Raw genomic sequence first — 7,248 nt, forward strand, 5'->3', positions numbered from 1 at the left:
AACGAGACGAAGATGCCGCTGTGCACACACATCGGCTCGTCGTCGGTTAGTCCCACTACGTCGCCTGACGCACCTTTCGGGGTTCAGGCGGTCAACATCAATCTCAATCTGGCGAACTCAACCACGGATTGGTTGTTCTCGGGCAAGCTGCAGAAATACCCCGATCTGAAGATCGTGCTGGCCGAGGGCGGCATCGGCTGGATCCCTTACCTCATCGAGCGTGCTGAACATGTCGCCGCCGACTACCAATACCTGCGCGCCAACAACTGGGCAGTTGACCCCGCCACGATGCGCTTGACCCCGGTGCCAACCGATCCTGCAATTTTCCCGAAGGCTCCGCGCCAGCTCTTCCGCGACCACATGTACGGCTGTTTCATCGAGGACGACTTCGGGGCGGCCAATCTCGACTTCATCGGCGTCGACAATGTGATGATCGAAACGGACTATCCGCACACCGACAGCCTTTGGCCCAACTCCCTTCAGGCCGCTCACAAGGCACTCGACGGTCGGTCCGACCTCGACAAGTACAAGGTGCTGCAGGGCAATGCCCGCCGGGTTTTCGACTTTGAGCCCGCCCCGTATCCGGCGCTGGCGTAGTCAATCCCTTTCACTGGCCGACGGATTCGTTTGATGCGGGAGTACCAGAGCTTCATCGACGGTAAGTGGTTGAGCGACAATGCCCTCGGCACCATCGACGTCATCGATCCGGCCACCGAGGAGTTGATCGGACGAGTCGTCGAGGGTGGACAAAAGCAGGCGGCCATGGCGATCGAGGCTGCCAGGCGGGCTTTCGACGAAGGGCCATGGCCATGGATGTCCGTCCGGGAACGGGCAAAGATCATCAAGCGGTTCGCTGAGATCCTCGACGAGCGCAAAGCGGAGCTTCGGGAGCTGATCGTCGCCGAGATCGGCTCGACCGGCTTCATCACGGACCTGATTCAGGTTGGCGGTGCCATCGAGGCGGCCCACTACTACGGCGAGTTCGTCGAACATGATGTGACGTGGGTGGAGACACCGGGCGGCCCCGTGGTTTCGCCGACCGGCCTGGGCGGCGTGACAGTGGTCCGCGAACCGGTCGGGGTGGTCGGAGTCATCACGCCGTTCAACTTTCCTTTCTCGATCAACATTCAGAAGTGCCTGGCTGCCTTGGCTGTCGGCTGCACTGTGGTACTCAAGCCACACCCATGGACTCCGATGAACGCCCTGGAGCTGGCCAAGGTTGGCGAGGAAGCGGGCCTCCCGCCCGGGGCGTTCAACGTGGTCGTGGGCGGTGCCGACGTGGGAGAGGAGCTGTGCACGCACCGAGGCGTTGACATGATCGGGTTCACCGGTTCGACGGCGACCGGTCGGCGCATCCGCGAACTATCGGCGGCAACGATGAAACGCGCACAGCTGGAGCTGGGCGGCAAGAGTGCGCACCTCGTTCTCAGCGATGTCACCGAAAGTGACGTTGCGGGAATAGGATTCGGTCAGGTGCTGATGCATGCCGGACAGGCATGCACCGTCACGTCGCGACTTCTGTTGCCCGAGCACCTGCTCGAAGCGTATGTCGAGGGCCTCAAAGCGATGGCTCCGATGATTACCGTCGGCGATCCGCGTGATCCCGCAACTGTCGTCGGTCCGCTGATCAGGGATCAGCAGCGTCAGCGAGTTGAATCCTTCGTTCAGGCGGGCTTACAAGACGGCGCGCGGCTGGTGGTCGGCGGCAAACGTCCCGAACATCTCGAACGCGGCTTCTACTACGAACCGACGGCATTTGTCGACTGCCGCAGCGACATGCGCCTATGTCAGGAGGAGGTGTTCGGGCCTGTGCTGGCGGTGATGACCTATCGCTCCGAAGACGAAGCCATCCGCATCGCGAACGACTCCATCTACGGTCTGGCAGGCCTGGTGATGACTCGCAACGCCGCAAGGGGTTTCAACGTCGCGAGGCAGGTCAGAACCGGCACCATCATGGTGCAGACTGTGGCGCCCGGCGCCGACCTGGGAGCCAATCCGGGGGGAGGGCAGGGCCCCGGCTGGTCTCTACCGGCGCGCGGCATGTTCAACGGCGGGGGGCCGTTCGGCGGCTTCAAACAAAGTGGGCTCGGCCGCGAGCAGGGTCGCTGGGGCTTCGAGGAATACACCGAGCTGAAATCGATCACCATGATGTAGCCGCACCGCATTCTGAAAGGTCGCGTATTGGAATTTCTCAAAGACGTCCGTGTCCTTGAAGTGTCACTGTTTTCCGCGGATGCGCTGGGCGGGCATCTGGCTGACCTCGGCGCAGAGGTGATCAAGGTGGAGCCGCCTGGCGGCGGTGGTTTCCGCGGCGCGGTGGTTTCCGGCGGCGAGTTGCAGGACTCGCATTGGAATCGCGGCAAAAAGAGTGTGGCGATAAACCTGAAAACGCCTGAGGGTCAAGAGGCGTTTCGCCGCCTGGCCGCGACATCAGCGGTGGTGATCGACGGGCTTCGGTACGGAACCGCGCACCGGCTCGGCTTCGGCTACGACGACATCGTCGCCGTCAACCCGTCGGTTGTGTACTGCGTTCTCAACGGAATGGGCAGCTTCGGGCCCTATACCCGGTTAGCCACCCACGGGCTGTCCTTCGACTGTTTCGCGGGGTTGAGTCCGCCGATCATCGATGCGGATGGAACGCCACGCCTTTCGGGGGCGGCGACAGGGACGACGGGTGTTCTGGCGGGACCGCTGTACGCAGCGATGGGCGTACTCGCCGCGCTGCACGCCGCCCGGCGCGACGGCAAGCCGCAGTACGTCGAAGTAGCGCAGGTCGATGCGGCGATCAATTGGAACTTTCAACACCTCACAGCGCTGGCGAACGGTCAACCGGCCTACGGTGAGGGAATCCGAGCTTCGCTTCGCTACCAGTACTACGCCACGAGCGACGGCAACTACGTGGTGTTCAACGCCCTGGAGGACAAGTTCTGGCGCAGATTCTGCGAGTCACTCGACAGGATGGATCTCTATGAACCGGGGCGCCGGAAGCCGGGGGAGGATGTCGAGGCAGAGGCCCGGCTGCGCGACGAACTGACGGCAATATTCAAGTCCCGCACACGCAGGGAATGGACCGACTTCTTCATCGCGACTGACATCGCAGGGGCACCAGCGTTTTTGGGAGCAGACCTGTTCGACGACGACCACGCGAAGGCTCGCCGACTCGTCTACGAGCAGGCTCAGCCGGACGGGACGTCGCAGCGATTGATTGGGACGTGCATCAAGACCAAACCCGATGAACGATTTGCACCGTCAGCAACGCCGCGCGTTGGGCAGCACACGGAAGAGTTACTTGGCGCCCTGGCGGGCTACGACGCGGCCGGAATGGAGCGCCTTCGTTCGTCGGGTGCAATCTGAACACCGGTGCATCCGCCCTCACGGTTCATATCTGAGGAGGTTGGGCATCTCATCGGCCGATCGCGAGCTAACAGCCATGCGCGCATCTCGCCCCGGCGTCACTCAGGCGACCGGGGGCGATTTGTAGCCGTGCCGAGGGCGTACCGGAACCGGACCGGCGACGGCGAGATTGGTTATCTAGCAGGGGATGGGTTGTCTTAGCTAACCGTTTTGCCTGGTCGCATGGACGCTGGCTAGGGACTCATCATCCGTTGGTCGCGGGTTCGAGCCCCACCCGCCCTACTCGTTTCTGCTGGTATCTGGGGGAGCTGCAATGCCAAGGCGTTTCGGAATCCGTGGAGACCGTCGGATCCGCTCATCCCCACCAGAACGACGTGGCGATCGCCACGTAAAGCGCGATGAGCACTGCTCCCTCGAACCAGGTCGACTCGCCGTCGAAGGTCACCAGCACCGCGACCAGCGCCGACATGATCATCGACGCCAACAGCAGTGGCGAGAACACCAGATCGAAACCGGGCTGGCCCAGCCATACCGCCGCCAGGCAGACGATCGGGGCGATGGTGAGTGCGATCTGGACGGGTGACTGGAGGACCACCTGAACCGCGTAGTCCATCTGGTTCTTGGCCGCCAGCTGAATGCCGACGAAATTCTCCACCGCGTTGCCGGCGATGGCCACGATCACCAGACCGGCGAAAACCTCGTTGATGCCCGCTGCATGCATCGCTGGCTCTAGGGCGGCGACGAACCATTCCGACACGAAGGCCGCACCGATCCCGGCGACGGCCAGCATGCCGATGGCCATCGCCAACGGCCACTCGCCGTGTGCTGTCGCGGCGCTGGCGGCTTGGGCCGAATCGGGGCTGGCCACAATGGGAGAGGTGGCTCTCGAGGGTTTATCACCAGCTTGCGGCGCCGAGTCGGGGGCCCGCTTTCCGAGCGTGGCGGGCAGCGAGAGTGCGAACAGCGCGAGCATGACGATGGAGACGACGACCGACACCGCGCGTTCGTGCTGTTGCGCCGGGGTGTGTATTGCGGCGGTCAGCGAGGGGACGGCCAAGATGAACACCGCGAGGGTGAACATCAGTCCGAGGGTGCGTCCGTCGTCGGCGGCGAAGCGCTGGCGGCCGTGCTTGATCCCGCCGGCCACGAATGCCAGCCCGAGCACCAGCAGGGCGTTGGAGAGAATCGAGCCGACGATGGTGGCCTTCACCACGCCGTAAAGGCCTGCCTTGAGCGCGAACAGGATGACGAACAACTCGGGCAGGTTTCCCAGCGCCGTCTGCAGTATCCCAGTGGCGTTGGGCCCGAGTCGGTCTCCGACCGCCTCCACCGAACGGCCGACCAGAGATGCCATTGTGGCCAACGCGAGTGCGGAGATGGTGAACGCCAGCAATGCATTCGCGTGGGCGAAGTTGAGAACCCCGGCTGCCATGGACGCGATCACGGTGAGGGTGATCATGATGCGGTCGCGCCGGGTCAGCAGCGGTAGCCGTTCGGGATGGGTGGTCGTCACGCGCCTCTCCTCTGATCGCGCTGAAGTTTTCCACACCGAATGGTTCGCGCCGAAACGTTGGTCGCGGTTTCGAGTCCCGCCCGCCCCAACCTCCACCTTCTAGAGTGAAGTGATGAGCAAACGCCACGAGGACGACGGGCCCGACCAAGCCGGCGACGAGCCGAAGGCTGACGCCGCCGCTTCAGATGAGCCGGTTGTGCCTGAGGCCGGTGAGGGGCCGATCCCTCCGGTGGCTGGTGATCCGCGGCCGCCCATCGGGAATTGACCCAGCAACATTCGACAGGCGCGTGTCGGCTGCGGCTCAAGCGGAGGTGGCCGTGATAGTTGGTCAACCGCGTTGGTTGCGTCCGCAGAGTCGTTCGACCACGCGGATGAGTGCGGAATGATCGATGCTGCCGTCGCCATTCGCGCGAGCCGAGGCCATCAGTTGAGCTACGACGGCGCCGATCGGGGTGATGACGCCGGCCACGCGGGCCGCTTCGGTGAGGATGCCGAGATCTTTGTGGTGTAGGTCGATGCGGAATCCCGGGTCAAAGGATCGGGTGAGCATCTGCTGCCCCTTTGCCTTGAGGACAGCTGATCCGGCCAGACCGCCGCTGAGCACTGCGAGTGCTGCTTGAGTATCGACGCCGTACGCCTCGAGGAACACGATCGCCTCAGCGAGAAGTTCCAGGTTGCCGGCGACGATGAGTTGATTCGCTGCCTTCACCGTTTGTCCCGAGCCGCTGGGCCCGACGTGGACAACAGTGGCGCCGACTGCGTCGAGAACCGGTTTAGCCGCGGCGAAGTCCTCGGTCGTGCCGCCCACCATGACCGACAGCCGGGCGCTGATCGCGCCTGGCTGTCCGCCCGAGACCGGTGCATCGATCATCCGGAACCCGCGCCCGCGGGCCTGGGCAGCCAAGTTGGCCGTGACGTCAGGCCGGATGCTGGAGAAGTCGATGATCAACGTGCCGGGCGTGGCGCTGTCGAATACATTGTTCGGGCCGGCGAGCACCGCTTCGACGTCGGGCGAGTCGGGAAGCATCAGCGCAACCACATCGGCGTCCCAAACCGCGGTGGCAATCGAATCCGCCGCCCTACCACCGGCATCGACGAGGTCGGCGGCGCGCTCCGGCGACCGGTTATATCCGGTTACCCGATGCCCGGCTCGGGCAAGATTGACGGCCATCGGGCTACCCATGATTCCCAGTCCGATGAAGGCGACCGTGCTCACCGCGGTCCTCGCTTTCTCGTGTGCAGTCGAGTCGGTGTCAGGAGGGAAAGAAGCTCGATAACGCCGCGGCAGTCTCTTCCGGAAGTTGTTCAGGGATGAAGTGTCCCGACGGCAGCGCGGTCGTGGTCACCGTCGCGTCGCACTGTGCTTGCCAGAGGGCGTGGGCGTCGAATAGTCGGTGCACTGCTCCCCGTGCACCGACCAAAACTTGTGTGTCGCAGAGAATCTTCTGCCCGAGGTCACGACTGCGCTGGTCGTGTTCGAGGTCGATGCCGGCACTGGCTCGGTAGTCCTCTGTGCTGCTGTGGATGGCTTCCTGTGTGCAGAACACGCGTTCGTATTCGGCGGCCACACCGGCATCCAGATAGTCGACATCACCGCCAGCGAGTTTTCGCAGCACGATGGCGAGGTAGCCGGCGGGATTGCCGCCGATCAGCAGTTCAGGCAGTGGCGCTGCCTGGATGAGGAGGAACCAGTGGAAGTACGCGGTTGCGAATTCCGTTGTGGTGGCGTTGTACATGTCCAGTGTCGGCGCGATATCCAGCAGCGACAGCTTGACGACACGGTCGGGATGATCTAAGGCCAGGCGGGCTGAAACGCGGGCGCCGCGGTCGTGTCCGCACAGGTAGAAGGAGTCGCGCCCGAGCTGATCCATAACGGCGACAAGGTCATTGGCCATCGCTCGTTTGCTGTAGTTGCTGTGGTCCGGCAGTCCCACGGGCTTGGAGGAGTCTCCGTAGCCCCGCAGGTCGGGGATCACCAGGAAGTACCGGTCGCGAAGTCGCTGTGCGACCTGGTGCCACATCAGATGGGTCTCGGGGTAGCCGTGCACCAACAGCAGTGCACGTGCGTTCGGGTCCCCGCCGTAGCGGGCGAATATCGATACCTCTCCGACGTCGAACTTGCCCGCGCGAAGACCTGGAAACCAGTCCGAGTTCACCGGGATGATCCCGAAGCGGTCAATTGGCAGTAGTTGAGCACGTAAGCACCAGCATGGTCGTCACCGCCCGACGTGTGCGAGGACGTGCTTGGACCATATATCGGGAGATTCGAGCGGACTGAAATGTCCACAGTGCTCCAGGAACTCGAGCGTGTAGTCCGAATAGAAGTCGCCCAGTGTGTCACTCCACGCCTGCGGGAACAATGGGTCCTGGTCGGGCCACAA

Annotated in this window: 6 protein-coding genes; 3 read left to right on the top strand and 3 right to left on the bottom strand. The window is 63.4% G+C overall.

Annotated features, from left to right (window positions below; translation table 11 throughout):
* The 3 genes from A9W96_RS14785 to A9W96_RS14795 all read left to right on the top strand — a co-directional run.
* On the top strand, positions 1 to 597 hold a 597-nt coding region (locus A9W96_RS14785; RefSeq protein ID WP_156765247.1), incomplete at its 5' end, for an amidohydrolase family protein.
* A 33-nt stretch (positions 598 to 630) separates the two neighbouring features.
* Positions 631 to 2,154, top strand: coding sequence for an aldehyde dehydrogenase family protein (locus A9W96_RS14790; protein ID WP_066880817.1), 1,524 nt, complete (start codon positions 631 to 633; stop codon positions 2,152 to 2,154).
* A 27-nt stretch (positions 2,155 to 2,181) separates the two neighbouring features.
* Positions 2,182 to 3,354, top strand: coding sequence for a CaiB/BaiF CoA-transferase family protein (locus tag A9W96_RS14795; RefSeq protein WP_067140748.1), 1,173 nt, complete (start codon positions 2,182 to 2,184; stop codon positions 3,352 to 3,354).
* A gap of 355 nt (positions 3,355 to 3,709) precedes the next feature.
* Here A9W96_RS14795 and cax read toward each other — a convergent pair whose 3' ends face one another.
* From cax to A9W96_RS14810, 3 genes are all read right to left on the bottom strand, one after another.
* The gene (cax, locus tag A9W96_RS14800; protein ID WP_082972255.1) at positions 3,710 to 4,867 is read right to left on the bottom strand and encodes a calcium/proton exchanger; all 1,158 of its coding nucleotides are present in this window, start codon (positions 4,865 to 4,867) and stop codon (positions 3,710 to 3,712) included.
* A 328-nt stretch (positions 4,868 to 5,195) separates the two neighbouring features.
* Positions 5,196 to 6,176 (bottom strand): 2-hydroxy-3-oxopropionate reductase, encoded by a 981-nt coding sequence (locus A9W96_RS14805; RefSeq protein WP_369830834.1) that lies wholly within the window; start codon positions 6,174 to 6,176, stop codon positions 5,196 to 5,198.
* Positions 6,121 to 7,023 carry an alpha/beta fold hydrolase gene (locus A9W96_RS14810; protein WP_067140757.1) on the bottom strand — a complete coding sequence of 301 codons (903 nt, stop codon included), beginning with the start codon at positions 7,021 to 7,023 and terminating at the stop codon, positions 6,121 to 6,123. The genes A9W96_RS14805 and A9W96_RS14810 overlap by 56 nt, the downstream gene beginning before the upstream one ends.
* Positions 7,024 to 7,248: the final 225 nt, after the last annotated feature.

Origin of the sequence: Mycobacterium sp. 1245852.3, assembly GCF_001669335.1 — a bacterium.
In the GTDB taxonomy this organism is placed as follows: Bacteria; Actinomycetota; Actinomycetes; order Mycobacteriales; family Mycobacteriaceae; genus Mycobacterium; species Mycobacterium europaeum_A.